This window comes from Fibrobacter sp. UBA4309, from assembly GCF_002395745.1.
Taxonomy (GTDB): domain Bacteria; phylum Fibrobacterota; class Fibrobacteria; order Fibrobacterales; family Fibrobacteraceae; genus Fibrobacter.
Window position 1 is genome coordinate 26181 of record NZ_DGUN01000014.1, and the last position, 24840, is coordinate 51020.

Sequence of the window (24840 nt, forward strand, 5' to 3'; positions counted from 1 at the left end):
CGCAAAAAGGAAACAAGGATATTTTATGCACGCTCAAGCTCTTTACGATCCGGCCAACGAACATGACGCCTGCGGTGTCGGCCTGGTCGCCAATATTAATAATGTCGCCTCGCACCAGATTGTGTTGCAGGGCATTACTGTTTTGAAGAGGCTCATGCACCGCGGTGCTGCAGGCGGAGACCCGGAAACCGGAGACGGTGCGGGTCTCTTGCTTTCGATGCCGCACAAGTTCTTCCGCAAGGTGAACGCAAACCTGCCGGAACGCTATGGCGTGGCCATGTTCTTCGTCGAAAATACGCTCGAGGCCACCGCCTTCGATGCCGAAATCAAGCGCATCGCCGAATCCGAGGGCGTACCTGTCGTGAACTTCCGCGAGGTCCCCGTCGATTCTTCTTCTATCGGCCACACGGCCCGCGAAACCCTGCCGCATATCCGCCAGGCGTTCTTCGACGGGACGGCTTTTGAAAGCGATTCGGCCTTTGATATTAAACTCTATGTGATCCGTCGCCTGATAGAGAAGGCCTGCAAGGGCGTCTATGTATGTAGCTGTAGCCGCCGTAGCATCGTCTACAAGGGCCTGCTTCTCGCGAGCCAGATTGAAGGCTTCTACAAGGATTTGAACGACCTCGATTTCGAAAGCCCGCTCGCCCTTGTCCACCAGCGTTATTCCACCAACACGTTCCCGACCTGGCAATTGGCGCACCCGTTCCGCTACCTCGCGCACAACGGCGAAATCAACACGCTGCGCGGTAACTTGAACAGCCTCCGCGCCCGTGAACCGTACCTGAAGAGCGAGATTATCGGCGAAGACATGCCGAAGCTCCTGCCGCTGATTATGCCGGGCCAGAGCGACTCCGCTAGCCTCGACAACATGTTTGAGCTACTCGTCGCGGCGGGCCGTAGCCTCCCGCATGCGATGATGATGCTCATGCCGCAGGCCTGGGGCAAAAAGCATTACCTGGGCCGCGACGTGCGTGGCTTCTTCGAATACGAATCCATGCTGATGGAACCGTGGGATGGTCCGGCCGCCGTGGCGTTCAGCGATGGCGTGAATGCGGGTGCGATTCTCGACCGCAACGGCCTCCGTCCGGCACGTTACACTTTATGTAAAGACGGTCTTTTTGTGATGGCTTCCGAAACGGGCGTGCTCGACCTCCGCGACGACGAAGTCGAAGAAAAGGGCCGTCTGAAACCCGGCGAGATTATCTACCTCGACCTCGAAAACCACAGGATTCTGAAGAATGCCGAAATGAAGGCGCAGGTGGCCCGTGCCAAGCCTTACCGCCGCTGGGTCGCCGAGAACAAGATGAGCGTCCGCGGGCTCTTCAGCGAAATCAATCCGTCCGACGTTCCCGAAGACATTCTCGTTCAGCAGAAGCGTTTCGGTTACTCTGCCGAAGACCTCAGCGTTATCTTGCAGCCGATGGCCAAGAACGGTGCAGAACCTATCGGTTCCATGGGTAACGACGCCGCGCTGGCCGTGCTTTCGGACAAGCCGCAGCCGCTGTTCAACTACTTCAAGCAGCTGTTCGCGCAGGTGACGAACCCGCCTATCGACCCGATTCGTGAAGAGCTCGTGATGAGCCTGACGACCTACATCGGCAACCACGGCAACATCCTGGAAGAAACTCCGGAACAGGCGCACCTTATCAAGATTCCGCGCCCCATCGTGACGGAAGACGAAATCCGTCGTTTTGAAAATATCGGCGACAAGGCGTTCAAGGCGAAGGTTCTCAAGATGCAGTTCCCGCTCGGCGGAAACGGCGAAGTGCTGGAAGCGGCACTCCAGAACCTTGCGGGCGATGCCGTGCGCGCCGTGCAGGACAAGTACGATATCATCGTGCTTTCGGACAAGAATATCGACTGGGGCTATGTCCCCATACCTTCGCTCCTCGCGACGGCGAGCGTGAACCGCGCCCTCGTGGAAGCGGGTGTGCGTCCCGAAATCGGCCTGATCGTGCAGAGCGGCGAAGTCCGCGAAGTGATGCACTTTGCGCTGCTCCTCGGCTTTGGCGCTACGGTCATCAACCCGTATCTCGCATTCGAGAGCATCACCAACATGTGCCACAACGGCGACCTCGATGTTGACCCGGTGACGGCTGCCGCGAACTACGTGAAGGCCGTGGACAAGGGCCTCCTCAAGATTATGTCGAAGATGGGTATCTCTACGCTCCGCAGCTACCGCAGCGCCCAGATTTTCGAAGCCGTGGGCCTGAATCACGAGCTCATCGAGAAGTTTTTGCCGGGTACCGCAAGCCGCATCGAAGGCATCGGCCTCGAAGAAATCGCCTGCGAAGTGGGCGAGCGCCAGAAGATTGCCTTTGCCGATGCAAGCAAGGTGCTGCAGTCGGGCGGCCAGTATGCATTCCGCAAGGAAGGCGAGAAACACCTGTGGACTCCGCAGTCTCTTGCCGCATTCCGTCAGGCGGTGCAGGGTGGCGACTATGAGAAGTTCAAGGTCTACAGCAAGCTCATCAATGACCAGTCGGAACGTCAGGCGACTCTGCGCGGACTCTTCAAGTTCAAGCAGGTGACCCCGATTGACATTGCCGATGTGGAAAGCCGCGAATCTATCGTGAAGCATTTCGTTGCCGGTGCGATGAGCCTCGGTTCGTTGAGCCCCGAAGCCCACGAGACGATTGCGATTGCCATGAACCGCATCGGAGCGATGAGCAACTGCGGTGAAGGTGGTGAAGACCCCGACCGCGATACTCCTGCCGCTAACGGCGATATCCGCAGTTCTGCCATCCGTCAGGTGGCATCGGGACGCTTTGGTGTCACGATCGACTACCTGCGCCACGCCAAGGATTTGCAGATCAAGATGGCACAAGGTGCAAAGCCCGGTGAAGGCGGCCAGCTTCCGGCGCACAAGGTTAACGAATTCGTGGCGCGTATCCGTCACTCCATCCCGAACGTGTCGCTGATTTCTCCGCCGCCGCATCATGATATTTACTCCATCGAAGACTTGGCGCAGCTCATTTACGACCTGCGCAATTCGAACCCGAAGGCCCGTGTCTCGGTGAAACTCGTGTCCGAAGTGGGCGTGGGAACGATTGCCGCGGGTGTCGCGAAGGCCCATGCCGACGTGGTGCTGATTTCCGGCCATGATGGCGGTACGGGTGCATCTCCGTTGACATCAATTAAGCATGCCGGCCTCCCGTGGGAACTCGGCATTGCCGAAGCGGAACAGACGCTCGTGCTCAACGACTTGCGCGGACGCATCAAGCTCCAGGTTGATGGCCAGCTCAAGACGGGCCGTGACATCGTGGTGGCGGCTCTCCTCGGTGCCGAAGAATTCGGCTTTGCGACGAACCTGCTTGTTAGCCTCGGTTGCGTGATGGACCGCAAGTGCCATACGAACCAGTGCCCCATGGGTATCGCCACGCAGGATCCGGATTACCGTAAGCGCTTTGCGGGCAAGCCCGAATACGTGGAAAACTTCCTCTTCTTCATCGCCGACGAAGTCCGCGAAATCCTTGCAAGCCTCGGCCTCCATTCTCTCGAAGAGGCCTGCGGCCGCAGCGACTTGCTTGAAAAGGATTCCGCTATTGAATTCTACAAGGCGAAGCACCTCGATTTCAGCAAGATTTTCCAGACTGTCGAAGGCGGAATCAAGTCCTTCGACAAGAACTACAAGAAAGAGGCTCTCGAAAACTTCGACCGCCGCGAAATCCTCCCGTTCGTGAGTGACACGCTCAAGAGCGGCACTCCGGTGGAACTCTGCACGGTGGTGCACAACACCGACCGCACCGTGGGTACGGAGCTTTCGGGAGAGGTGGACGAATACTTCGGCGTGAAGGGACTCCCCGAAGATACCATCAAGATTCACCTTCAGGGTGTCGCGGGCCAGAGTTTCGGTGCATTTCTCGCTCCGGGCGTGACGCTCGACCTGGAAGGCGAAGCGAACGACTTCATGGGCAAGGGCCTTTCGGGCGGTAAGATCATTATTCGCCCGCCGCAGAACGCGACATTCAAGGCCGAAGAAAACGTCATCGCGGGTAACGTCATCGGTTACGGCGGAACGAGTGGTAAGATTTTCATCAACGGTCTTGCGGGCGAACGTTTCGGCATCCGTAACTCCGGCATGCTCCTGGTGAGCGAAGGCGTGGGTGACCACGGTTGCGAATACATGACGGGTGGCCGCGTGGTCGTGCTCGGCCGTGTGGGCGTGAACTTCGCTGCCGGTATGACGGGCGGATTTGCCTACGTGTACGACGAGACGGGTCATTTTGACCTGAGCTGCAACGTGGATTCTGCCGACCTCGAGAGCGTGCTCCCCGGTACCGACAGTGAACGCGAACTCATCGATATCATTGAACAGCACGTCCAGGCGACGGGTAGCGAGAAGGGCAAGCGCATTCTAGAGAACTGGAACAGCGAACGCCCGAAGTTCGTGAAGATTTTCCCGGTGGATTACAGGAACGCTCTGCAAGCGAGGAATAAATAAGCCGTACGTCATTCCGGGCTTGACCCGGAATCTAGATGGCGGATCAAGTCCGCCATGACGTGTGAAGGATTTAAATACGGAAGTCTATTATGCAGCAAATTAACCGAATCGCAGACATCTACCGCCCTGTCGAAGAGCGAGTCAAGGACAACAAAGAAGTTGAGCGCAAGCTCACCTCGATTGAGGTCGTCAACCAGGCGGGCCGCTGCCACACATGCGGTATCCCGTTCTGTCATGGGGCGGGTTGCCCGCTGGGGAACCTCGTTCCTGAATTCAACGCGGCCATCGCCGTGGGGAATGCGGACAGGGCCTACGACATCATCAGCAAGACGGCATTCTTCCCGGAGTTTACGGGCCGCGTATGCCCTGCACTTTGCGAGTCCGCCTGTACGGGAAACGTCCACGACAATCCCGTGATGGTTCGCCAGATTGAAAAATACATCATCGAGACTGCATTCGAGGAAGGTCGCGTGGTGCTCCCGACGGCTGAACCCAACGGCAAGTCTGCCGCGGTGATTGGCTCCGGACCTTCGGGCCTCTTTGCTGCCGAGGCGCTGCGCCGCAAGGGATACGCTGTCACCGTTTACGAAAAAAGAGAGAAGGTCGGAGGCCTGCTGCGTTACGGAATCCCGAACTGGAAACTCGACAAGGCCGTTATCGATCGTCGCGTAAAGCTCCTTGAAGCGGCAGGAATCAAGTTCGTCTGCAATACCGAAATAGGGAAGGACATTGCGGCGGAATACATCCACAAGAATTTCGACGAGGTGTTTCTTGCCATCGGAACGCCGAACGCACGCGACCTGAAAATCCCTGGCCGCGAAGCCGAAGGCATCTTCCTCGCGCTTGATTTCTTGCACGGTGCCGAAAAGCCGGGCGAGAAGAATCCCGAAAAGTTCTCTGCGAAGGGGCGCAACGTCCTGATTATCGGCGGCGGTGATACGGGTAACGATTGCGTGGGCAAGTCCATCCGCGAAGGTTGCAAGAGCGTGCTCCAGGTGGAATTCATGCCGAAGCCTCCCGAGGAACGTTCCCCGTCTACGCCGTGGCCCGACTGGCCGTACATGCTGCGCACGAGCTATGCCCAGCACGAAGGCGGCGAACGCCGCTGGAATGTGTCTTCCAAGCGGTTCATCGTCAAGGACGGTCGCGTCGCCGGCGTGGAAGTTGTGCGTGTGGATTGGGAAATGTCCCCGCTCGGCAAGCCGCTCAAGCCCGTGGAAGTCCCGGATACTACCGAAGTCATCGATACCGACCTCGTCGTGCTCGCGATGGGCTTTACTGGCGTCCCCGCCGAAGGGCTCGTGAACGATCTTGGCTTGCAACTCACCCCGAGAACGGCGATTATCCAGGATCCGTCCCGCCACATTTATGCCGTTGGCGACTGCGCGAATGGGGCCTCCCTCGTGGTGCGCGCCATGGCCGATGCGAAGGCGAAAGTCGCGACCCTCAAGTAATGTCTGTCTCGTAAATAGCTCGCAGGAAAATGTTCGGATTTTATCGATTTGTGTGTGTCTCTCCGATTTTGCAAGTGGCCGATACGGCCTACAATACCGAAGAGATTATCAAGTGTGCCGCAGCCGCTGTCTCCAACGGGGCGGCTTTTGTCGTTTTTCCGGAACTCTGCATTACGGGCTATACCTGCGGCGACTTGTTTCACCAGGAGCTGCTGTTGCAGAACAGCACCCGCGCCTTGTCAAAGATTGCGAAGGAATTCGAGAATACGGACTCGGTAATTGCGGTGGGCCTGCCGTTGCGCATTTTTGGCCGGCTGTATAATTGTGCCGCCTTCTTGCAGCGCGGTCGCGTTGTAGCCATCACGCCCAAGATACACCTGCCGAATCAGCGAGAATTCTACGAAAAACGGCATTTTTCCAGCGGGCGCGATTTGCTGCGCGGAGCGTGGAATGATTCGGCCGAGATTCATGCGGGTGCCGTGAGGTGTACGATCGAAGGTGTGGGCGATGTCCCGGTAACGAACTTCATCACGGTGAAAGGCTTTGGTTCCGAAGTCCGCATTGGCGTGGAACTCTGCGAAGACTTGTGGACTCCGGCGCCGCCCAGCGGTGAACTCGCCCTAGCGGGAGCAAACGTCATTGTGAACCTCTCGGCAAGCGATGCGCTTGTAGGCAAGCGGGATTACCGCAGAAATTTGGTTTTGAACCAGTCGGCACGTTGCATGGCGGCCTACGTGTACGCCTCCGCCGGAGTGCACGAATCTACGACGGACATGGTATTTGGCGGTCACCTGATGATTGCGGAAAACGGCAGCATGCTTGCCGAAAGCAAGCCTTTCTCGCGAGAAAGCGAAATCGTCTATGCCGATGTGGATGTGGAACGCCTGAATATGCAGCGCCTGAGCGAAGGAAGCTTCCAGGATTTCGACAGCCGTGCAATCGTTTCCCGCGTAGCATCTTTCGACAAGCTGCTTCCCGCCAACGAACTCAAACACCGTTTCGTCTCTCCGACGCCCTTTGTGCCCGGCAACATCGCAAGCCGCGATGCATCTTGTACCGAGATTTTTAACATTCAGTGCGCTGGGCTTGCCAAGCGCCTGGAGGCGATCCGTAGCAAGCGAGCCGTTATCGGCCTTTCGGGCGGCCTCGATTCAACGCTCGCACTTCTTGTTGTCGCAGAGACATTCCGGCAGTTGAACCGCCCGACATCGGAGATTCTTGCCCTCACGATGCCCGGATTCGGCACCACGAAGCGCACGAAGGACAATGCAGTCGCGCTCGCTGAAATTTTGGGCGTGGAGCTCCGCACCGTCGGTATCCAGAAGGCGTGCCTCCAGCATTTCGCCGATATCGGTCATGACCCGCAAAAGCTCGACGTGACCTACGAGAACGTGCAGGCCCGCGAACGCACACAAATCCTGATGGATATCGCGAACAGCGAGGGCGGAATCGTCATCGGAACAGGTGACCTCTCCGAAATTGCGCTGGGCTGGAGTACCTATAATGCCGATCACATGTCCATGTATGCGGTCAACTGCGATATTCCCAAGACGCTCGTGCGCCATATCGTGCGCTGGTACGCCGACAGGTCCGCGGCAGTCCATAACCCAAATATCGCGTATTTTGAAACCGGCGAGCATCTCGACTCCGGTAACAAGGCTTCTCTCGCTGCTGTCCTCCTCGATATCCTCGATACGCCCGTCTCGCCGGAACTCTTGCCTGCCGATAACAATGGGCTAATCGCGCAAAAGACGGAAAACATCCTGGGCGCTTACGAAATTCACGATTTCTTCCTGTATCATTTCGCAAAATACGGCGCCGCTCCCGAAAAACTCCGCTACCTCGCGAAATATGCCTTCGCTGGCAAGCATCCCGATGAGGAAATCGACAAGGCGCTCGCCGTCTTTATCAAGCGATTCTTTACGCAGCAGTTCAAGCGCAGTTGCATTCCGGACGGCCCGAAAGTCGGTTCGATTTCGCTGTCTCCACGTGCCGATTGGCGCATGCCCAGCGACGCGAGTTTTAGCGATTGGATGCGGCCTGTTCATGTTCCTTTGATAAACAAGTGATGGTGTACAATTGATTTTTAATACTCTTTTCGCGTTTTTTTTATTTCCAAAGAGGCTGTATGCTCGAAGAATTGCATGAGGAATGTGGTGTTATCGGCATTTATAATGGTGATAACGTTGTGCGAAACGTGGCTATGGGGCTTTACGCTCTTCAGCACCGTGGTCAGGAAAGTGCCGGGTTCGCGGTTACGGATGGCGAAAAAGTTCGAGTCCGCAAGTCCATGGGCCTTGTTTCTACGCTTTTACGGGAGCACAATATCGATGAATTGCAAGGCTTTGCGGGCATAGGCCATGTTCGCTACAGCACTACAGGGGCCAGCACGCTAGCCAATGCCCAACCGATTCTCGTGAGCTGCAAGTGGGGGCAGATTGCGGTTGCCCACAACGGCAATATCACCAATGCGAACGAACTCCGTGCAGAGATGGAAGCGGAAGGCCATATTTTCCAGACGACTTCTGATTCCGAAATTCTTCTGCACGAAATTGCGCGCACGCAAGCCGATAGCCTCGGCGAAGCCATAAAGAAGGCCATCACGAAATTTACGGGCAGTTTCTGCCTCGTGTTCATCAGCAAAGACTCCATGTATGTCGCTCGCGACGGATTCGGATTCCGCCCGCTTTCGCTTTCGCGTATGGGTAAAGCCTGGTGCGTGGCCAGCGAAACTTGCGCCTTCGATTTGCTTGGCGCTCATTACATTCGCGACATTCAGGCAGGCGAATTCCTGACCATTACGCAGAACGGTCTGCACTCAGAAAGGTTTACCCATAAAGATCGGCTTGCGCATTGCATTTTCGAATACATTTATTTCAGCCGTCCAGATTCCAAGATTTTCGAACAGAGTTGCGACAAGATTCGCCGTAAAATGGGCAAGCAACTTGCCAAGGAATGCCCCGTAGATGCTGATATCGTCATTTCGGTTCCTGACAGCGCGACAACCGCGGCGCTTGGCTATTCGCAGGCTAGTGGAATACGTTTTGAAATCGGACTGCTCCGCAACCACTATGTTGGCCGTACCTTTATTGACCCGACTCAGAATGTACGCGAGCAGAAGGTAAAACTCAAGTTCAACCCTATCGAGGGCGTGCTCAAGAACAAGCGCGTGTGCGTTGTTGAGGACTCCATTGTGCGCGGTACGACACTCAAAATTCTTTCCAAGATGCTCCGCGATGCGGGCGCTCTTGAGGTGCATATCCGCATCGCGTCTCCTCCGGTGGCACATCCCTGCTTCTTCGGGATGGATTTCCCGAGCCAGGGTGAACTGGCCGCGAGCTCCATGTCTCCCGACGAAATTGCCAAGATGCTCGGCGTCGAGAGCCTCGGTTATTTGAGCGTCGAAGGCATGAAGGAATGTACCGGCGACGGAGAACATTACTGTGCCGCCTGCTTCGATAACAATTATCCGGACTATGTCGGGGTCAATACGAACAAGACCCGCTGCGGTTAGTTTTATGCGTTCTTGACGCAGCGGATAGATATGGCGTCGGACCTGTAGACACCTTCAATATCGACGGATTCGTCCGTCAGGCTCAGGCGGAATGCGTTGGCATAGCCGTATTCGTCCTTACTCCAGAAACGGGTGCGGGCGCCAAAATGGCGGAACGATCCGTTGCCGAAACGGTACCCTGCAGGCAAAGCGAAAAATCCGAGGGAGTCTTCGCCGGCTTTATGCCAAAGGCAGGCGCTACGCAATTCAGAACCGTTGGATTTGGGATCGATATTTCTCAGCAATTCTTCCCATTCCTTGTTGCTCGGGATATGCCAGCCTTCCGGGGCAAGGCCGCGATAATCGTTTTCTTTCATCTGGCGGTACATCTCGATATCTTCGGCGGGGGATTTTTCGTTGAACGCCGTAGGGATATCCAGGGCGGTCGCCCAGGTATAGAGTCTTCCGAACTTTTTCGTATTGGCTTCGTCGTTATCGGGGGCAAAGCTGCCTTCGGCATTGAAACGGAGGTTTTCGGCCATCCAGACCTGATTCCCGATTTTTATGGTGCGGTAGGTTTCTCCGTCACGAGCGTCAGTAAAGGTCCCGTAATTGAATTTGGCTGCGTTTTGGGCTACGCAATCGTCGTAGGGGATGTTGTTCCTGGATGCGGAGGATTCGCGTTTCGCAGACTTGCGGACGGAACGTCCCAGGAAGAATCCGGCGATGGCCACAACGACAACGACAAGAATGATGAAAATGACAAAGGATATATGCATATGTTCCCCTCCTGCAAGGTATAAGCTAAATGTAACATATTCAATTAAAAAAAGGACGGAAACACATCTAAATTATTTGGTATAAAATGTTCTAACATAGAATAATACTCATGTTACAATAAAATGTAAAGAAGAAGGGCCAAGCCGTAAGGGCTTGGTCCTTCTTGTCCCCGGAAAATCCGGACAGCGGTTACATGTTGCTGAAGATTTGGAAGCCGCTGTAGGATTCTTGTCCGTGTTCGCTTTGGTCGAGGCCGCGGAGTTCTTGCCTTTCCGTGACGCGGAGGCCCATAGTCTTCTTGATGACGAAGAAGATCAGGCTGGCGGCACCGAAGCACGGCAGGGCGTAGGCGGCGACACCGATGAGCTGAGTGAGCACGCTGTAGTCGCCCGTCATGTCGAAGATGCCCACGGCAATCGTGCCCCACACGCCGTTCACCAGGTGAACAGAGAGCGCACCGACCGGGTCATCCAAGTGCAGGCGGTCAAACATGAACACCGCACCGACTACGAGTACGCCAGCGATGGCACCGATAATCCAGGAGGAGAGCGGAGTCACTACGTCGGCACCGGCAGTGATTGCCACGAGACCGGCAAGGCATCCGTTGAGGGCCATGGTGGCGTCGGGCTTCTTCGAGACAATCCAGCTCGTGAGAGTCGCGGTAATGATGCCTGCCACAGCAGCGAGGTTCGTGGTCACGAGAATCCAGCTGGTAGCCTTCGGGTCGCCGGAGAGGGCGGAACCGGCGTTGAATCCCCACCAACCGAACCAGAGCATGAACACACCGACGGTTGCGAGCGGAATGTTGTGGGCCGGGATGGCGTGGACCTTGCCGTTCACGTACTTGCCGATACGCGGTCCGAGGATCATCACGCCGGCAAGCGCTGCCCAACCACCCACAGAGTGCACGAGGGTAGAACCGGCGAGGTCATGGAAACCGGCCTTGCCGATGGTGCTAAGCCAGCCGCCGCCCCATGTCCAGCTACCCACGATGGGGTAGACGAGCGCCACGTAGACGAGGGTAAAGACCAGGAAGGAGTTGAGCTTCACGCGTTCGGCCACGGCGCCGGACACGATTGTCGCGGCAGTGGCGGCGAACATGGCCTGGAACAGCCAGTCGGCAAACAGCGTAAAGTGGCCGTTGTAGGCAGAGGTGAAGTTGGCCGGATTGGCCCAGTCGCCAATGCCGAAGCCTGCGAAACCGAGAATCCCGTTGAAGGTGCCCGGGTACATGAGCCCGAAGCCAATCAGGGCGTACATCGTGATGCCTATGGCGGGGACCGCGATGTTCTTGAAGGCTACGTTGGCGGCGCACTTCGCACGCACGAGGCCCGCTTCTACGCAGGCGAAACCAAGACCCATGATGAACACCAGCATGGCGCTGATCATGATCCAGATGTTTTCTGTCATAAAGATTGCATCGCTGACAGGTACGACTTGTGTTACTTCGTTCATTGTTTAAATCCTTAAAAATTTGCGGTTGTAGTTGATGTGTCACCCTGAGTGGAGTGTAGCGGAATCGAAGGGTCTAGATTCTTCGACTTCGTCACTTCGTGACTTCGCTCAGGATGACGCGCTATTTTATCCGATTGCATCCGATCCCGTTTCGCCGGTGCGGATGCGGATGCACTGTTCCAGGCTCGTGACGAAAATCTTTCCGTCGCCGATTTCGCCTGTGCGAGCGCCCGCGATGATGGCATCAATACAAGGCTGTACGAATTCGTCGTTCACTGCAATCTTCAAGCAGATTTTCTTGAGCAAGTTCACTTCGGTAACGACACCACGGAAGCGTTGGTTATAACCCTTCTGCTGGCCGCAACCCAGAACGTTTGTGACGGACATCTTGAAAATGTTTTTCTCGTAAAGGGCTTGCTTTACAAGGTTTAGTCTTTCGGGTTGGATGTAAGCTGTAACGAGCTTCATGTTCCTATCCTTTTGTTGAGGTTGTTTTTGTTTTTATCCCTCTTATGCAAAAGGCGTGCCAATTAGTAAAATGTGCCAAATATCTGCGAAAAACGCCGTTTTTTTGGGAAAAACAGGTGGTTTGACAACGTTTGTTTACGATTTATGTCTTTTCAATTATTGAACAGAAGTAAGAAAATGTAAAACGGGCAAAGTTTTGAGGTTCAGCGTCTTTTATTTAAAGGAATATGTTGAGCGCATCCCGATGCCGAAAATAACACGGGCGAACTTTCCCGCGATTTCAAGTGGGGGATCCCCGATGTTCTATGATGACATCAAAGGGGCTGTCGTGAGTGTCGGGTTCTAGTTAGCCCGAATGTCTCGGACCTCTTGATCAGTAGAATTGCGGTTTGAGAAATTATTATTATTTCAGGAGAGGTTTATATGCAAATCGACGGAACGGAAAACCGCAATCGCGTCATTGTGCGTACGAGTATCGTGGGCATTGTCACTAACATTGTTCTTTCTGCGTTCAAGGCGGCAGTGGGCTTTATTTCGGGTTCCATTGCCGTGACGTTGGATGCCGTGAACAACCTTTCCGATGCGCTTTCCTCCGTGATTACTATCGTGGGCGCGAAGCTTTCTAACAAGTCGCCCGATAAAAAGCACCCGCTGGGTTACGGGCGAATTGAATACTTGAGTGCCATGGTGGTGGCCGCCATCGTGTTGTATGCCGGCGGGACTTCTGCCGTGGAATCCGTCAAGAAAATCATCCATCCCGAGGAGGCGGACTATTCTACGGTTTCGCTCGTGATTATTGCCTCTGCCGTTATCGTAAAGGTGGTCCTGGGCAAGTATGTCAAGAGGCAGGGCGAACGCGTGAATTCCGGTGCGCTTGTCGCCTCGGGGGCGGACGCCCTGTTCGATGCCATCCTTTCGCTGTCGGTACTCGCTTCGGCAATTGTCTTTGTCACTACGGGCGTTTCGCTCGAGGCCTATGTCGGTATTGTTATCTCTATATTTATCATCAAGGCGGGCGTCGGTATGCTGATCGATACTCTCGACGATATTCTCGGCCGTCGTAACGATGTGGATACCGCAAAGCGAATCAAGCAAATCCTGAACGAAGACGAAGCCGTCCGTGGAGCGTACGATTTGCTCTTGCACAATTACGGCCCTGATAAATTTTACGCCTCCGTTCATTTGGAACTGCCTGATACGATGACTGTCGAAGAAGTCGATACGCTTACGCGCAAGCTGCAGAACCGCGTGCATAAAGAAACAGGTGTCATCCTCGCCGGCGTGGGAGTATACTCGTACAATACCAAGAACGACGAAGCCGCAGAAATCCGTAACAAGGTTCTGCAACTGGTGAAGGCCCACCCTTGGGCGTTACAGATGCACGGCTTCTATGTGGATACAGTAGAACATGCGATTCGCTTCGATGTCGTCTTGAACTTCGAGATTGCCGCCGAAGAAGGGCTCGAAATCCTGTACAAGGAAATCGGTGCGGCCTTCCCTGGATACGATTTGCACATTGCTCCCGATGTGGATGCGGGATGAAAAACATAACGAAGAAAAAGAGAATTATGATAACGGCAATCATCCTATCTGTCCTCTTTATTCTAGGAGATGCTGGCGTGTTGTTCTTCAGTCAGGAAAAGTTCGGGCGCATCCCGCAAGGCGAGCGCCTGGAGCGCATAATGAAATCACCGAATTACAACGGCAAGCAATTCGTAAACGAAATCGAATCGCCCACGATGACGAGCGAAAAAAGCAAGTTCGCCATCTGGAAAGATTTCATTTTCGAGGACAAGACACAGACCGTTCCCGACACCGCCCTTAAGGTCATCAAGACAGACTTGAAGTCTCTCCCGATTGAGCGCGATTGGATTGTCTGGTTCGGACATTCTTCTTACCTGATGAATCTGTCGGGGAAGAAGGTGCTCGTGGATCCGGTGTTTTACCAAGGCTCGCCCGTGAGTTTCGTGAACAAGATGTTCAAGGGAACAGACGTTTACAAACCTGCCGACATGCCGGACATTGACTACTTGGTGATTACGCACGACCACTGGGACCACTTGGATTATCAAGTGGTAAAGGAACTGGAGCCGCGCGTGAAAAAGGTGGTGACAGGACTTGGCGTGGGCGAGCACTTTGAGTACTGGGGCTACCCTGCCCAAAAGCTGGTGGAACTTGACTGGTGGGAATCTGCGGACTTGGAAAACGCGGCCGATGGCGCAAAGTTCGCAGTGACGGGCACGCCCGCCAGGCATTTTTCGGGGCGCGACCTAAGGCAGAACAAAACGCTATGGTCTTCGTTTGCATTCAAGTCGCCCAAGCGAACCATCTGGATTGGCGGCGATACCGGCTACGGGCCGCATTTCGCGAAGGTCGGCGAAAAATTCCCGGACATCGATTTGGCAATTCTCGAAAACGGACAGTACAACAAGGACTGGGCCTACGTCCACACATTGCCGGAGTTCTTGGGCAAGGAGATGACAGAGCTTGATGCCAACCGCTATATGACCGTTCATCATTCCAAGTTCTGCCTGAGCAAGCATTCGTATTTCGAACCGCTCGAAAATGCAAAGCATGCGGCACAAGAATCGGGCAAGCCCATGCTTATGCCGCAAATGGGCGAAGTCGTGTATCTAGATTAAATCTAAAAAAGTAGAATATGGGGGCCTTGCTTCTATTCCCCCAGCACGTGCCGGAGCGTGTCGAGAAAAAGTTCGCCCGCCCGCGTGAACTGCTGGCCCCGCCGCCAAATGATGTACATGTTGGTGGTGAGTTCGGGCATGAGCGGCCTGAAGCACAGGCGCGAACTGCGGCTCGTATCCACCAGTCCGTCGAAAGTGAGCAGGTAGCCCGTGCCCTCTTTGGCAAGCACCGAACCGTTGTACGAAAGATCCAGCCCCACGATTACGTTCAGCTTCGAAATATCGTCGCCGAACCACTTCGGCAAATCCGCCACCATCGCCTGGCGCGACGCCAACAGCGGCTTGTCGAGCAAGTCCTTCGGCTCGATGAAATCCCGCCTGGCCAAAGGGTCGTCGCGACGCATCACCACGCCCCAGCGGTCCACCGAACGCACCGCAAGGCAGTTGTACTTTTCCAAATCAACGTTGTCTACAACCACCGCGAAATCGAAAATGCCCTTGTCCAGCTTTTCCAAAGCGCGCTCACTGTCGCCCGAATATAAGTTGTACTTAATCTTCGGATAGTCGTCCCGGAGAATCGCGATGCACTTCGAAAGAAAGTTCACGTTCCGCGATTCCGCGCAGGCAATGGCGATTTCTCCCACCACCTCGTCTTCCTTCAGCGACTTGAAATCCTGCACCGTCCTGTCCGCCATCGAAAGGATATCCTCCGCACGCTCCCGCAAGAGTTCCCCCGCAGGCGTGAGCCGAATCGCGTAGTTCGTGCGCTCGAAAAGCTTCTCGCCCAGTTCCTCCTCCAACTCCTTGAGCTGGCGACTCACCGTCGGCTGCGTCACGCAAAGATTATCCGCCGCGCGCGAGACATTCCCTAACCGCGCCGCTTCCAGAAAATACCGCAAAACTCGAAGTTCCATACCCGAAAACTAATAAAATTCAAGCCCCGCAGGTATGAATTTGCAAAAATAATGCCCGAAAGGAATAACTGATTGATTTGATGGTGGGGGATGTGTCCCCCTGCTTGCAGCCTTGCCCTAGTGTCATCCTGAGCGGAGCCCGTAGGGCGAAGTCGAAGGATCCAGACCGAACTAGGGCAAGTCTTCCAGCACCCCCTCGCCTAAGGGGCTCCGCCCCCTAAAACCCCCGGCTTGACCAGGGATCTTCTTTCCATACGTCATCCCCGCGTAGGCGGGGATCTTCCTCTCGCATATTTACTTATATTATCAGTATAAAGAGTTTTGTCTCTTGTTCTCAACCTGAAATCGCCAAATTTCAATAACCCGAGAACAAGGCGAACGCTCACGCATGCATTGGCGGAAGCTCGTGCATCGCTATGCCCATACCCAGATTCTATCTGGGTCTTTGGTGCATTGTGCCCTTTATGGGGCGTGGGTCGTGCGTTTATCGGGTTAAGGCTTTGGCGAGCCTCAGGTTGGTAAACGTTTCGACTCACGCCTTTTTCTATTGCATTAAAAGCGTGGATTGAACGTCAGGGCAAGAGGCGTAAACAGGAGCCTTGTTTATGCCGAATGTATCAGAGATTGAATCCCAGGTTGCCGCCCTTGTCGAACGTTATCCTGAGGGCGTTGACGAATCTTTTATCTACGATTTGATTCTTGCGTATGGTCTCCCCAAGGCTTCAGTTACACGCCTTCAAAATGGAACGCTGAACTTGGCAACTCGGCCCGGAGAGATTAGTTGGAAGGGCAAACTTCTTTATAAGTCGTTCTTCAAGGGTGAATTAAATATCGGGATAGCTCTTGCAACGGCAAAAAACATCAAGCACAAAGAAAGATTTGTCATACTTACCGATGGCGATTTAATTCTTTGTGTTGACACAAAGAATAGCGATACGTTAGAAACATCTTTCAAGGATTTGCCCAAACATTATGCGTTCTTCTTGCCGTGGGCGGGTATTGAAAAGACGGAATACATCGACGAAAACCCTGCCGATGTTCGTGCCGCCCGCAAGATGGCAAAACTTTTTGATGAAATCAGGAAAGATAACGAGAAAACATCAATTTCTCCTCATGATCTGAATCTATTTCTTTCAAGGTTGCTGTTCTGCTTTTTCGCCGAAGATACGGGGATATTCACTGACAATCTGTTTGTAAATACTCTTTCGAAATCGACTCACGATGATGGTTCGGATTTGGATGAATTTCTGAGACGTCTCTTTGTTGTGCTTGATACTCCGGCTGACAAACGAAATGGTTTGCCTGATTATTTGGAAAAGTTCCCTTATGTGAATGGCGGCCTTTTCCGCACACGCATTGAGATTCCGAAGTTTTCTGCCCATAGCCGCAATAAGATTATTGAATGTGGTGAACTGGATTGGAAGGATATTAATCCCGATATCTTTGGTTCCATGTTCCAAACGGTTATTGACGAAGAACAGCGGAGCAATTTAGGACAGCATTATACCAGCGTTCCTAACATCATGAAGGTGATTGAGCCGTTGTTCTTGAATGAGTTGCGGGAAGAATTTGAAATTGCGGGATCTAATGTTTCGAGACTGAAAAAATTGCTGATGCGCATACGTGGCATTCGCGTTTTTGATCCGGCTTGCGGTTCGGGAAACTTCTTGATTATTGCTTACAAGGAATTGCGTAAGCTGGAGATGGATATTCTTTTAAAATTAGGCGAATTAGGCCTTACAGGAATCCATCTTGATCATTTTTATGGTATTGAAATAGACGATTTTGCTTGTGAAACGGCGAAACTCTCTCTATGGTTGACCGAACACCAGATGAACGTCGAATTTATGAATAAGACTGGAGTCCTTTGCCCGACGCTCCCCTTGAAAGAAGCGGGACATATTGTCAAAGGAAATGCGTGCCGATTGGAATGGGAAGATGTTTGCCCTAAAAATGAAGGTGATGAAATTTTTGTATTGGGGAATCCTCCGTATGATGGATCTCGCAAGCAAACGGAAGAACAAAAGAATGATATGGATTATGTTTTGAGTGATGAACTTAAAACATATAGAGACTTGGACTATATTGCTTGTTGGTTCTATAAAGGTGCAAAGTATATAGAAAAAACTGATTCTAGACTCGGCTTTGTATCTACGAATTCTATTTGTCAAGGTTTACAGGTATCTCTTTTATGGCCGTATATTTTTGATAAATGTGTTGAAATCTCTTTTTGTCATACAAGTTTCAAATGGACTAATAATGCCCAATACAATGCCGGTGTTACTGTTGCGGTAATTGGGTTGGCGAAGAAGAATTCTGAATTGAAATCGATTTATACAGGAACAAGCGTTCATAAAGTAAAGAATATTAATGCTTATTTGATAGATGCTTCAAACGTGATTGTAGAAAGACGTAATAAGCCTTTGTCAAATTTTCCGAAAATGGCGTTTGGAAATATGCCGGCTGATGGAAATCATCTTATTCTAACCCAAGAAGAATCAAAGAAATTAATCAAAGATTATCCCGATGCGAAACAATTTGTAAAGATACTGATGGGGGCAAAAGAATTTATTCGAGGAGAGATTCGGCTTTGTCTTTGGATTCCGTCGTCAAAAAGGATCGAAGCGGAGACGATTCCAGAAATAGCTAATCGAATAGAACAAGTCAGGAAAGTTAGAAAAGAATCAGCACGTCCGATGTTGGCCCAAACACCACATCTTTTTGCACAAATCACGGCTGAACCGTCTAGTAATCAATTTCTTGTTCCAAGGGTTTCTTCGGAACGTCGTGATTATGTACCCATTGGGGTTTTTGGAATAGAAACAGTAATATCTGATTCTGCTCAGGTAATTCGTGATGCCGAGCCTTGGTTGTTCAGCGTTATTAATTCTCGTATGCATATGGTGTGGTTGCGCAATGTGGGTGGTAAAATGAAAACGGATTATCGATATGCAAAGGATTTGGTTTACAATACTTTCCCGTTCCCACACATCAACGAAGACCAAAAGAATATTCTTAAGCGAAAAGCTTTTGAGATTATCGGAGCCCGCGAAAATCATCCCGGAAAGACTCTTGCTGAATTATACAATCCTGAATCAATGCCCGATGATTTAAAAACGGCTCATGAGGCGAATGACCTTGCCATTGAGAAATTGTATCGTGCCAAACCATTTTCAAGTGACGAGGAACGTCTTGAATTCTTGTTCAAACTTTATGAACAGATGATTAAGGAAGAACAGGACAAGGAAACGTTTTTTGAAGCTCAAAAAAAGTCAAGTAAGCGGGCTAAAAAAGGTTTAATCGGAGGCTAAATTATGCCAGATATTGTTCATTTTGAATATGCACAGACAGGTAATTCCTCTAGAACGGATTCTATGGGAATGCGGGAAATGCAGGCGAGGGCCTATGCGGCTCGTGCGGAACAGTATCTTTTGCTTAAGTCGCCTCCGGCATCTGGTAAATCCCGCGCCCTTATGTTTATTGCTCTTGATAAATTGTATCATCAGGGTCTTAAGAAGGTAATTGTTGCTGTGCCGGAACGTTCCATCGGATCGTCTTTTGCTCCTACGGAACTTCGCAAGAACGGATTCTTTGCCGATTGGACTCCTTCTGATGAATATAATTTGTGCACAGCAGGGAGCGATTCTAGCACAGGAAAAGTCGATGCCTTCAAAAATTTTATGAGGAATGACGACGAAAAAATCCTTATTTGCACCCATGCGACGCTCCGTTTTGCGACAGAGGGCATTTCAGAAAAGGATTTTGATGACTGCCTGCTTGCTATAGATGAATTTCATCATGTTTCTGCCGATGAATCTAGCCGCTTGGGCGAGATGCTCCGAGCAGTTATGGCGAAATCTAGTGCGCATATTGTCGCCATGACGGGTTCGTATTTCCGTGGCGATTCTGTACCAGTGCTTACTGCAGAAGATGAAGCGAAATTTGCCAAGATTACCTACAATTATTATGAGCAATTAAATGGCTATAAGTATCTGAAATCGCTAGGCATCGGGTACAATTTCTATCAAGGAAAATATACCAGTGCCATTATGGAAGTTCTCGATACCGACAAGAAGACGATTCTCCATATCCCGAATGTGAATTCTGGTGAATCAACGAAGGACAAGCGTTCCGAGGTTGATTTTATCTTAGATAGCATAGGAACTGTTGAAAAACAGGATTCTGCAACAGGCGTTATTTACGTTCGCCGTAAGGATGGCAAGGTCCTGAAGGTTGCCGACTTGGTTGATGACGAGCCGCGTAACCGCAATAAGATTGTGGATTATCTGCGGAAAATTGAGAAACCGGACGATATGGACCTGATTATCGCTTTGGGTATGGCAAAGGAAGGCTTTGATTGGCCTTATTGCGAACATGCTCTTACTGTAGGTTATCGAGGTTCTTTGACCGAAATTATTCAAATTATCGGGCGATGCACCCGTGATAGCGAAAATAAGACTCACGCCCAGTTTACAAATTTAATTGCGCAGCCCGAGGCGAAGGACGATGAAGTTGTTGTTGCCGTAAATAATATGCTCAAGGCAATAACGGCTTCACTCTTGATGGAACAGGTTCTTGCGCCGCAATGGAATTTTAAGACTAAAGTTTCTGACGATGACGAAGATGAACCGGGAACTATCAAGATAAGGGGCTTTAAGGAACCGACTTCCAAGCGTGTTAAGGCGATTGTTGAAACAGATCTTGATGATTTGAAGGCAACCATATTGCAGGACAAGACGATGCAAACAGCAATGCCGGGTGCATGTGACCCTGAAGTAATCAATAAAGTCATTATCCCCAAAATCATCCGTGCCAAGTATCCAGACTTGAATGATGAAGAAGTTGAAGAACTTCGTGAACAGGTTGTTGTTGACTCGGTAATTCGTAAAGCGACCATTGAAACGGTAAAGGGGGAGGATGGTGTAGATCGTCGCTTTATAAGGATGGCGAATAAGTTCGTGAATATCGATGACCTTCACATTGACCTAATTGATTCTATAAATCCATTCCAGGCGGCCTTTGAGGTCCTCTCTAAATCAGTGACGCCTGCTGTGCTGAAAATGATTCGTGAGACGATTGAATCGACCCGTATTGAAATGACGGATGAAGAGGCTCTTGTTCTTTGGCCGAAAGTTCAGGCTTTTGTTAAACAGAACGGAAAAGAACCGAACATTGATTCCATGGATTTTAACGAAAGCCGCTTGGCTCAGTGCCTAATTTATCTGCGGAAGAAGAAGAGGGAACGAGATGACCAGTGATATCCTTGATACCATCTTCGCAAATGATCCTGACGGGCTTTTGAATGTAAAGCCTAAAAGTGCGGCTCCAACGGATTATGATCGCATGTTGCAGGAATTGCAAGAAATAAACGCGTTCTACGAATCTCACGGCAAAGAACCGTCTCCCGATAGCGGCGATATTGGGGAATATCGATTAGCGAGGCGTTTGGAAACGTTTAGAAATGGGGCGGTAAAGGATAATCAGGCTATATATAATGCCGATGTTTACGGCTTAGTGTCAAAACGTTCTAGCGAGTCAAATAAAGAAATCGTTCCTGCGAGTATTGATGATATCTTGGCTGACGATGATTTAGGCCTGTTGGGCGGAGAGTCGTCTATATTCAATTTGCGACCAGCGGTTAAGAAGGCTATCGATCGTGACGAAGCTGATTTTGTTGCCCAAAGAAAACCTTGTAAAGACTTTGCAAAATATGAACCGCTATTTGTGCGTATACAGCAAGATTTGAAAATTGGGAAAAGAAAACTTGTTGGTTCAAAACTTTCTGATTTGAAAGCCGGAGGTTATTACATTTACAACGGAGTGCTTTTCTTTGTAGAAAGCATTGAAATTACACAACAAGACGGTGTGACGCCCGAAGGCAAGCATATCTATAAAAATGGCCGCACTCGTTGCATCTTCGAAAACGGAACTGAAGCCGCACTTCTCAAACGGTCGGTTGAAAAACTGCTCTACTTGAACGGAAAAACTGTTACGGAAAGCAGTGAAGATGTTGCCAATGAGGTCGAAAATACATTTGGTGGAATAAACGAGAATGACCAGGCGTGCGGATTCATCTATGTTTGTAAATCGTTGAGTCGTGACCCGAAAATTTCTTGCATTGAAAATTTGTATAAAATTGGATTCTGTACGACTTCTGTTCAGGAACGCATCAAAAATGCTGAAATGGAGCCGACATATTTGATGGCGCCCGTTAAGCATGTTACGAGTTGGAAATGCTTCAACATGAATCCTCAAAAATTTGAACAGTTGATTCATAATTTCTTTGGAACCTGCTGTTTGAATGTGGATGTTTTTGATGAGAAGGGGCACCGTCATGTTCCGAAGGAATGGTTTGTCGTTCCGCTCCCAGTTATAGAACGAGCTGTTGAAATGATAATCACGGGGCAGATCGTCAAATACCGCTACGATGCCAAATTGCAGCAGATAGTAGAACGGTAGAAACTCTTCACCGATTTTCAGAAAACGTTGTACGTGGCGTAATTTTTTGTCAAAACCTCTTGACAACCGCCATCTAGTAATTTATATTTAGTGCACAAGTGTGTAGAAAATCACTTTTCGCGCACGGTCTAAAACAATCAAAGCCCCGCCTTTTTACGCATGTAGGCGGAGGGAGGAAAGATGAATACTAGCCAAACAAGGCCTGAAAATGTTATATTGCCATTAAGCAATATGATGTACCCCTTCATGACACTTGACGATAACGCGGAAATTGTCCATTCCGAAATGGGCAAGGATGGCCGCGTTAAGGTGTACATCGAAAAGCCCGACGCAAAAGACGGCTTCCATCGGGCGACATGCTATTTACCCTCCTATACATGGGAAGATATATTCGGTTTTTCAGATGAGGAAATCAATCGCTATAAGAAGGTGATTGAATCTACGGCTCATTTGATAATGGAATTTTCTCAGAAAGGTGGGTTCAGCAATGCCGCAAATCTTTAAGATAGGATCTTTCTGGGTTTATTTCTGGTCCAACGAAGGTGTTCCTCTGGAACCGGTGCATGTTCATGTATCGGAAGGTGTACCTGCTGCCAATGCCACTAAAATCTGGATAACTCGGGCTAGAAAATGTCTCTTGGCAAATAACAATTCGCGTATTAATTCGCATGTTTTGCAAAATATTCTTCGGATTATTGAAGCTCGTCATGAGGACGTTGTTGCGAAATGGATTGCTCATTTCAACGAAATATCGTATTTCTGCTAAGAAAAATTAAAAGGATATGAATCGGAAGTAATCTCAGTATGTAAGGATTCCTTACTAACTAAAAAATGTAAATCCGAATGCCCCGCCTTTTTATGCATGTAGGCGGAGGGAGGAAAGATGAAGAATGGCGTAATCGCTGGTGGTGTCGGCATATGGCTCGACGAAATTGTTCCCTGCCTCAAGGATACCGAAACTGGGGAAATCAAGGAAACAGTGGTGTTCAAAATCGAGAGCCGCTCGTTTCTGAAAAAATTCAAGGAAAAAGATGGATGGGGTATTGACTGGACAGAAATCCCTAGTGATGTTGAGGTGTATGCGCTCGCATTGAAGGAAAATAACGAAATTCAGGGGTTGGTTGGGGTGAAAAATGATACAAATGCACAAGCGGCGTATTTGCATTGGGCTTGTACAGCACCTCAAAACAATAAACACATGTTCGGAAAACAGAAATTTAGTGGGGTTGGCGGTCATCTTTTTGCTATTGCGGCAGACCGTTCTATGTTATGGGGCCATAAAGGATATATTTATGGATTTGCCCTTAACAAAGAACTTCTAAATCACTATATTGAAGTTATTGGAGCGTCTTTTTTAGGGGCTCTGCATCCGTATCATTTTATGCTTGATAAGGGTGCTGCGCAAAAACTTTTGGAGGTCTATACCTATGAATGGAATTAGAAAGCCTGCGGTAATTCTGGCGGACTCCATGGAAGAATACATGGCGACACCGGATCCGTACAAGCCCTCTCCAAAAAGCAAATTGAATATTTTTAAGCTCGGAGAATATGCCGAGCGTGTCGGCAAGAAAATCGAAGAATTGACTGCCGATGAAATCCTGCAGTTCAAGATTCCGTAATCTACAACCTTGATGTCATAGTAGCCCCGCCTTTTTATGCTGTTTAAATCTATGCCTTACAAGCATATCTAGTTATGAAAACAAAGTATTTGCAATATCTGAAAAATGAAGGTATATTTAAGCATGTAAAGACTTCAACCGAGAGGAACCTATGAAAAAAGTATTGGTCTTGTCCAGCAGTTTGCGCAAGGGAAGCAACTCCGAAACCCTGGCGCAGGAGTTCGCGAAGGGCGCCGCCGAGGCGGGCAACAAGGTGGAATTCGAGTCGCTGCGCGGCAAGAAGATCGGTTTTTGCATGGGCTGCCTCGCTTGCCAAAAGAAGGGCAAGTGCGTCATCAAGGACGACGCTCCCGTCATCACCAAAAAGATGGAATCGGCAGACGTCATCGTGTTCGCCACACCCATTTACTATTACGAGATGAGCGGCCAGCTCAAGACCATGCTCGACCGTGCAAATTCCCTCTATTCCAGCGATTACAAGTTCCGCGAAATTTACCTGCTCACATCTGCCGCCGACACCGACGCGAAGGCCATGAACATCGCAAAGCGCGGCATTGGCGGGTGGATTGCCTGTTTCGACGGAGTGAAGCTCAAGGGAGCCCTCTGCGCCACGGGTGCCGAAAGCGCTGGCGACGTCAAGAAGAATTCCGCGCTCCTGAAAAAGGCATTCGCCATGGGAAAGAAAGTTTAACAGCAAGGAGATAAATCATGAAATCCAGATTCTTAAAAGCGGCGCTTGTCGTGGCTTCCGCATGCACCCTGATGGCATGCTCCCCCGAAAAAGAAAACAACGCTGCACAAGGAGCCGCCGCACCGGCAACAGAAACAGCACAACAGACAAAGGAAGAAAATATGAACAAGCTTACGCTCACCGCCGAATGGGACAAGGTATTCCCCAAGAGCGACAAGGTCGAACATTCTAAGGTCACTTTCAAGAATCACTTTGGCATTGAACTCGCCGCCGACATGTTCGTGCCCAAGGACACGAGCCTCAAGGTGAACGGCAAGTTCCCCGCAATTGCAGTCTCAGGCCCGTTCGGAGCCGTCAAGGAACAGTCCAGCGGCCTTTACGCCCAGCAGATGGCGGAACGCGGATTCCTGACCATCGC

19 protein-coding genes are annotated in these 24840 nt (G+C 50.9%); 15 read left to right on the top strand and 4 right to left on the bottom strand.

All coding sequences use genetic code 11. The features are described from left to right. Positions 1 to 25 precede the first annotated feature (25 nt). The 4 genes from gltB to purF all read left to right on the top strand — a co-directional run bounded on the left by gltB (position 26) and on the right by purF (position 9415). Positions 26 to 4447: a glutamate synthase large subunit gene (gltB, locus tag B3M32_RS01510; RefSeq protein WP_290742833.1), complete on the top strand. Its 4422-nt coding sequence runs from the start codon at positions 26 to 28 to the stop codon at positions 4445 to 4447. Between the two features lie 89 nt (positions 4448 to 4536). Next, on the top strand, positions 4537 to 5901 hold the full coding sequence (locus tag B3M32_RS01515) for a glutamate synthase subunit beta (RefSeq protein WP_290742836.1): 1365 nt from the start codon (positions 4537 to 4539) through the stop codon (positions 5899 to 5901). Positions 5902 to 5930: 29 nt separating this feature from the next. Continuing rightward, positions 5931 to 7970 carry an NAD(+) synthase gene (locus tag B3M32_RS01520; protein WP_290742838.1) on the top strand — a complete coding sequence of 680 codons (2040 nt, stop codon included), beginning with the start codon at positions 5931 to 5933 and terminating at the stop codon, positions 7968 to 7970. 59 nt (positions 7971 to 8029) lie between these two features. Beyond that, positions 8030 to 9415 carry an amidophosphoribosyltransferase gene (purF, locus tag B3M32_RS01525; protein ID WP_290742841.1) on the top strand — a complete coding sequence of 462 codons (1386 nt, stop codon included), beginning with the start codon at positions 8030 to 8032 and terminating at the stop codon, positions 9413 to 9415. A gap of 2 nt (positions 9416 to 9417) precedes the next feature. On the opposite strand, the gene B3M32_RS01530 is transcribed toward purF, so the two are convergent. The 3 genes from B3M32_RS01530 to B3M32_RS01540 all read right to left on the bottom strand — a co-directional run bounded on the left by B3M32_RS01530 (position 9418) and on the right by B3M32_RS01540 (position 12097). Further along, a complete protein-coding gene (locus B3M32_RS01530; protein WP_290742844.1) occupies positions 9418 to 10173 on the bottom strand; it encodes a fibrobacter succinogenes major paralogous domain-containing protein in 756 nt (251 codons plus the stop codon). 190 nt (positions 10174 to 10363) lie between these two features. Further along, positions 10364 to 11629, bottom strand: a complete 1266-nt coding sequence (locus B3M32_RS01535) for an ammonium transporter (RefSeq protein ID WP_290742847.1) — start codon at positions 11627 to 11629, stop codon at positions 10364 to 10366. A gap of 126 nt (positions 11630 to 11755) precedes the next feature. After that, positions 11756 to 12097 (bottom strand): P-II family nitrogen regulator, encoded by a 342-nt coding sequence (locus B3M32_RS01540; protein WP_290742850.1) that lies wholly within the window; start codon positions 12095 to 12097, stop codon positions 11756 to 11758. Positions 12098 to 12520: 423 nt separating this feature from the next. Between B3M32_RS01540 and B3M32_RS01545 the strand changes: the two genes are divergently transcribed. Next, the gene (locus B3M32_RS01545) at positions 12521 to 13639 is read left to right on the top strand and encodes a cation diffusion facilitator family transporter (protein ID WP_290742853.1); all 1119 of its coding nucleotides are present in this window, start codon (positions 12521 to 12523) and stop codon (positions 13637 to 13639) included. Further along, the gene (locus B3M32_RS01550; RefSeq protein ID WP_349679848.1) at positions 13636 to 14739 is read left to right on the top strand and encodes an MBL fold metallo-hydrolase; all 1104 of its coding nucleotides are present in this window, start codon (positions 13636 to 13638) and stop codon (positions 14737 to 14739) included. Before B3M32_RS01545 ends, B3M32_RS01550 begins: the two co-directional genes overlap by 4 nt. Before the next feature lie 32 nt (positions 14740 to 14771). Here B3M32_RS01550 and B3M32_RS01555 read toward each other — a convergent pair whose 3' ends face one another. After that, positions 14772 to 15653 (bottom strand): LysR family transcriptional regulator, encoded by an 882-nt coding sequence (locus B3M32_RS01555; RefSeq protein WP_290742859.1) that lies wholly within the window; start codon positions 15651 to 15653, stop codon positions 14772 to 14774. Between the two features lie 605 nt (positions 15654 to 16258). Between B3M32_RS01555 and B3M32_RS01560 the strand changes: the two genes are divergently transcribed. From B3M32_RS01560 to B3M32_RS01595, 9 genes are all read left to right on the top strand, one after another. Next, entirely contained in the window at positions 16259 to 18964 is a 2706-nt protein-coding gene (locus B3M32_RS01560; protein WP_290742862.1) for a class I SAM-dependent DNA methyltransferase, read from the top strand. 3 nt (positions 18965 to 18967) lie between these two features. Then, entirely contained in the window at positions 18968 to 20911 is a 1944-nt protein-coding gene (locus B3M32_RS01565) for a DEAD/DEAH box helicase (protein ID WP_290742865.1), read from the top strand. Then, on the top strand, positions 20901 to 22112 hold the full coding sequence (locus tag B3M32_RS01570) for a GIY-YIG nuclease family protein (protein ID WP_290742868.1): 1212 nt from the start codon (positions 20901 to 20903) through the stop codon (positions 22110 to 22112). The genes B3M32_RS01565 and B3M32_RS01570 overlap by 11 nt, the downstream gene beginning before the upstream one ends. Before the next feature lie 231 nt (positions 22113 to 22343). After that, a complete protein-coding gene (locus tag B3M32_RS01575; RefSeq protein ID WP_073055544.1) occupies positions 22344 to 22616 on the top strand; it encodes a hypothetical protein in 273 nt (90 codons plus the stop codon). After that, on the top strand, positions 22600 to 22878 hold the full coding sequence (locus tag B3M32_RS12345; RefSeq protein ID WP_349679849.1) for a DUF4160 domain-containing protein: 279 nt from the start codon (positions 22600 to 22602) through the stop codon (positions 22876 to 22878). The genes B3M32_RS01575 and B3M32_RS12345 overlap by 17 nt, the downstream gene beginning before the upstream one ends. 117 nt (positions 22879 to 22995) lie before the next feature. Further along, complete coding sequence (locus tag B3M32_RS01580) at positions 22996 to 23553, top strand: hypothetical protein (RefSeq protein WP_290742875.1); 558 nt, start codon at positions 22996 to 22998, stop codon at positions 23551 to 23553. Beyond that, a complete protein-coding gene (locus B3M32_RS01585) occupies positions 23540 to 23731 on the top strand; it encodes a hypothetical protein (RefSeq protein WP_290742878.1) in 192 nt (63 codons plus the stop codon). The genes B3M32_RS01580 and B3M32_RS01585 overlap by 14 nt, the downstream gene beginning before the upstream one ends. 151 nt (positions 23732 to 23882) lie before the next feature. Beyond that, entirely contained in the window at positions 23883 to 24422 is a 540-nt protein-coding gene (locus B3M32_RS01590; RefSeq protein WP_290742881.1) for a flavodoxin family protein, read from the top strand. A gap of 71 nt (positions 24423 to 24493) precedes the next feature. After that, the coding region (locus B3M32_RS01595) for an alpha/beta hydrolase (RefSeq protein WP_414655163.1) at positions 24494 to 24840 on the top strand (347 nt) is incomplete at its 3' end.

Bases quoted from the DNA above. Each gene is read 5' to 3' on its own strand.
- B3M32_RS01570 (WP_290742868.1), top strand. From the start codon at position 20,901: ATGACCAGTGATATCCTTGATACCATCTTCGCAAATGATCCTGACGGG.
- gltB (WP_290742833.1), top strand. From the start codon at position 26: ATGCACGCTCAAGCTCTTTACGATCCGGCCAACGAACATGACGCCTGC.
- B3M32_RS01590 (WP_290742881.1), top strand. From the start codon at position 23,883: ATGAAAAAAGTATTGGTCTTGTCCAGCAGTTTGCGCAAGGGAAGCAAC.
- B3M32_RS01585 (WP_290742878.1), top strand. From the start codon at position 23,540: ATGAATGGAATTAGAAAGCCTGCGGTAATTCTGGCGGACTCCATGGAA.
- B3M32_RS01560 (WP_290742862.1), top strand. From the start codon at position 16,259: ATGCCGAATGTATCAGAGATTGAATCCCAGGTTGCCGCCCTTGTCGAA.
- B3M32_RS01550 (WP_349679848.1), top strand. From the start codon at position 13,636: ATGAAAAACATAACGAAGAAAAAGAGAATTATGATAACGGCAATCATC.
- B3M32_RS01540 (WP_290742850.1), bottom strand. From the start codon at position 12,097: ATGAAGCTCGTTACAGCTTACATCCAACCCGAAAGACTAAACCTTGTA.
- B3M32_RS01535 (WP_290742847.1), bottom strand. From the start codon at position 11,629: ATGAACGAAGTAACACAAGTCGTACCTGTCAGCGATGCAATCTTTATG.
- B3M32_RS01580 (WP_290742875.1), top strand. From the start codon at position 22,996: ATGAAGAATGGCGTAATCGCTGGTGGTGTCGGCATATGGCTCGACGAA.
- B3M32_RS12345 (WP_349679849.1), top strand. From the start codon at position 22,600: ATGCCGCAAATCTTTAAGATAGGATCTTTCTGGGTTTATTTCTGGTCC.
- B3M32_RS01575 (WP_073055544.1), top strand. From the start codon at position 22,344: ATGATGTACCCCTTCATGACACTTGACGATAACGCGGAAATTGTCCAT.
- B3M32_RS01555 (WP_290742859.1), bottom strand. From the start codon at position 15,653: ATGGAACTTCGAGTTTTGCGGTATTTTCTGGAAGCGGCGCGGTTAGGG.
- B3M32_RS01565 (WP_290742865.1), top strand. From the start codon at position 18,968: ATGCCAGATATTGTTCATTTTGAATATGCACAGACAGGTAATTCCTCT.
- purF (WP_290742841.1), top strand. From the start codon at position 8,030: ATGCTCGAAGAATTGCATGAGGAATGTGGTGTTATCGGCATTTATAAT.
- B3M32_RS01520 (WP_290742838.1), top strand. From the start codon at position 5,931: ATGTTCGGATTTTATCGATTTGTGTGTGTCTCTCCGATTTTGCAAGTG.
- B3M32_RS01545 (WP_290742853.1), top strand. From the start codon at position 12,521: ATGCAAATCGACGGAACGGAAAACCGCAATCGCGTCATTGTGCGTACG.
- B3M32_RS01515 (WP_290742836.1), top strand. From the start codon at position 4,537: ATGCAGCAAATTAACCGAATCGCAGACATCTACCGCCCTGTCGAAGAG.
- B3M32_RS01530 (WP_290742844.1), bottom strand. From the start codon at position 10,173: ATGCATATATCCTTTGTCATTTTCATCATTCTTGTCGTTGTCGTTGTG.